At 76.0% G+C, this 3469-nt stretch carries 2 protein-coding genes; both read left to right on the top strand.

The features are described from left to right. Positions 1 to 2210: PD-(D/E)XK nuclease family protein (locus PHA29_RS10345; RefSeq protein WP_270849550.1), on the top strand; the 2210-nt coding region annotated here is incomplete at its 5' end. A gap of 2 nt (positions 2211 to 2212) precedes the next feature. Next, on the top strand, positions 2213 to 3469 hold a 1257-nt coding region (locus PHA29_RS10340), incomplete at its 3' end, for a UvrD-helicase domain-containing protein (protein ID WP_270849549.1).

The raw sequence follows: 3469 nt of genomic DNA, 5'->3' as shown, positions 1-3469 counted from the left end.
TCGAGGTCGCCGGGCCGCACGCCCGCGCCCGCGCCCTGGCCGACGAGCTCGCCCGCCTGGCCGCCGGACTGCCCCCCGCCGCCCCCCGTCGCGTGGTCGCTGCCTCGGCGCGCCCGGCTGAGGCCTTCGATGCGCTGTCCGCGCATCTGGCCGCCCGGGGCCTGCCCGCGCGCGCCGTGCGGTTCTCCCGCTTCCGGGAGACCGACGCCGGCGGGCAGTTCGCCGCCCTGTCCGACCTCGTCGCCCGCATGGCGGCCTCCGCATGCGGGGAGGGTGACGATTCCGCCTGGTGGCCCGCGCCGGAGCTGACCGACTGGCTCTACTGCCCGCTCTCGGGGGCGGACGCGTCGTCGGCCCGCGCGTTCGACAAGAAGGTCCGCTCGACCCGCTCGCTCGGGGTCGAGGGCGTCCTGCGCGCGCTGCAGGGCGTGCAGTCGCGTATCTCGGCGGCCCGTGCCAAGCTCCCGGACGGGTCGGCGTACGCCGGGGTTCCCGCGGTGTGCGCCGACGTCGTGCGGTTCCTGCAGCAGGGGCGCCCCGTCTCGGCGTGGAAGGCGATGCATTCCGTCGCCCTCGCCCTGCCCGACTCCGCCTTCGGCGGCGCCGACGGGGCCGTCCGGGCCGCCGCCGAGCGCTCGATGACGGCCCGCGCGCTCGAGGTGCTCTCCGAGACCGCCCGCTCCCTCGATGTGAGCCAGGCGGTCGCCGTGGGGTGCCTCGACGGGCTGTGCGTGGCGACGGGTCTCGCCTCCGAGCCGGAGCGGGTCCCGGACGGCGCCGTGACGGTCGAGTTCATGACGCTCGCGGACGCGGCGCGCCTGCCCGCCGGCTCCGTCGGGGCGGTGCTGGTCGCCGACCTCGATGTGGCGAGCTACCCGCTGTCCCATGAGGAGGGCCCGCTGGCGACGCTCGCCGCCCGGCTCGGCTGCGCCCCGCTCGAGCTCGAGCCCGCCGCCCGGCTGCGCGACGAGGCCGCTCGCGCCCTCGCCGCCAGCGCGGGCGACGCGGTGCTCGCGCGCGTGACGCACGACCGGCAGGCCAAGGACCGCTACCCGGCCGCGGTGTGGACCGAGCTCGCCGCCGCCCGGTCCGAGGGGCCCGCCCGCACCGGCGAGGACGACGTCGCGGGCGATTTCGACCCGGCGGGTTCGCCGGGGCGCGTCGAGCGCGTCGCGTGCCTGCCGCCGCAGCGCCTGTCGGACGCGGCCGTGCCCCATCTCGTGCTCACCCGCCGCGCGGAGGACGGCGGGCTCGTCGCGCGCCAGTTCTCGGCCTCGCAGATCGAGAGCTACGCCCGCTGCCCGCTGTGCTGGTTCGTCTCCTCGCGCGTGCGCCCCGCGGCCATCGACGCGGGCTTCGGCAACATGGAGGCGGGCAACTTCGTCCACGACGTCATGGACCGGTTCCACGAGCGCCTGAGCGAGGTCGGGCTCTCCCGCGTGACCCGCGAGAACCTCGACGCCTCCCTCGCCGTGCTCGAGGAGGTGTTCTCCGATGTGCGCGCCGAGCACGGGCGGGGGAAGACGTCGAGCTCCGCACCGCTCGTGCCGCTGTCCGCCGTCGAGCGCCGCCAGGTGGACGACATCCTTCCGCAGCTGCGCCGCGTGGTGCGCTACGAGGCCTCGGCGCTCGCCCCCTTCGCCCCGGAGTACCTTGAGTACTCCTTCAACGGCCTGGGCGTCGACTACGCCGGCTGGCCGCTCGGCGGGCGCATCGACCGCGTGGACGTGGATGCCGAGGGCCGGGCGGTGGTGATCGACTACAAGCACCGCGCCGATGCGAACCCCTTCCGGCTGAAGGACCCCACCGTCCCGGACCGCAGGACCGGTGCCGCGCCCGCCGAGGACCCGCGGTGGCTGCCCGAGCACACCCAGACCCTCATCTACGCGCAGGCGCTGCGCCGCGCCCTGGGCCTGGACGTGCGCGGCGCCCTGTACTTCTCCACCAAGGGGCGCGTGGCGATGCGCGGCGCGGTGTCCGCCGAGCTCGCGGAGGAGGAGCCGGGCGACGGCCGCGTGCCGGGCCTGCGCGACGGCTTCCCGTCCGCCGACGGGGGCTCCATGGGCTTCGACGAGCTGCTCGACCGCGTGGAGGCCGGTGTGGCCGAGCGGCTCTCCGAGCTCTCCCGCGGCGTCGTCGCCGCCTCGGACGACCCTGCCCCCGCCTGCACCCGCAACCACCCGCTTGGATTCGAACGGAGGGACGCATAGCGATGGACCTCACCGCCCTCATGCCCCAGCAGCGCGAGATCGTGACCACGCTCGACCGGCCGCTGTTCGTGTCCGCGGGCGCCGGCTCGGGCAAGACCTTCACCCTCACGCGCCGCATCCTGTGGGCCCTCTCCCCCGAGTCGGGCCCGTTCATCGACCATCTGGACCAGGTGCTTGCCATCACCTTCACCAAGGACGCCGCGGCGGAGATCCGCGAGCGCGTCCGCGCCGCGCTCATCGGGGCGGGCATGGCCGAGGAGGCGCTCACCGTGGACGACGCCTGGATCTCGACCATCCACGGCATGTGCTCGCGGATCCTGCGCGCCCACGCGCTGGAGCTCGGGATCGACCCGGAGTTCACGGTGGTGGAGGACGCCGACGAGCTCGTCGCGCGCGCGGTGGACCGCGCCGTCGCGCGCGCCGAGGCCGGGGGGGCCGCGGGCGGGCCGCAGGCGCTCGCGGCGCTCACCTCCTGGTACGCGCTGCGCGGGGACGCGGGCCCCTCGGGCAGGGAGGCGGGCACGAGCGCGACCGGCCTGGTCCGCCGTCTGCTCGGGCTCGCGTGCAGCCTGCCCGAGGGCATGGACGGGGTCCACCTGGCACGCGGCGCGGGGGACCTCTCGAGCCTCGCGGACGCCTACCGGGCCTGCCTGGACGCGAGCCCCAAGGCCGCCGAGATCGGCCGCCGCGCCATCGCGGCGATCGACGCCTACCAGGCGGGGGAGCGCACCGTGGCGGACCTCGCCGCCTGCATGATGGCCTGCGACATCCCGCGCCCGAGCAAGGCGCTTCCCCGAGAGCAGCTCGACCTGCTGCGCGCCGACGCGGCGGACTCCTTCATCAACGCGTGGCTCCAGGCGGGGGCCCCGGTGCTGGACGCCCTCATGGCGCTCGCCCGCGAGGTGGAGGCGGAGTACCGCTCCCTGAAGCGTGAGGCGTCGGCGCTCGACAGCGACGACCTGCTACGGCTCGCCTACCGCGCCCTGCGCGACGAGCCCGCGGTGCGCGCCGCGTACGCCGACCGGTTCCGCATGGTGATGATCGACGAGTTCCAGGATACCGATCAGCAGCAGGTCGACCTCATCGGCTTCCTCACGGACGGCGGGCGGCGCCTGTGCACCGTCGGCGACGCCCAGCAGTCCATCTACCGCTTCCGCGGCGCCGAGGTGGAGGTCTTCCGCCGCCAGGAGCGCGCCATCGCGGGCGGGCGGAGCGCGGCGGCCGGCGCCGGCGCGGCGGGCCCGGCCTGCGGCGACCCC

The sequence above is a fragment of the Candidatus Collinsella stercoripullorum genome, from assembly GCF_027669965.1.
Classification (GTDB): domain Bacteria; phylum Actinomycetota; class Coriobacteriia; order Coriobacteriales; family Coriobacteriaceae; genus Collinsella; species Collinsella stercoripullorum.
This window is presented reverse-complemented; position numbering and strand designations above follow the sequence as displayed.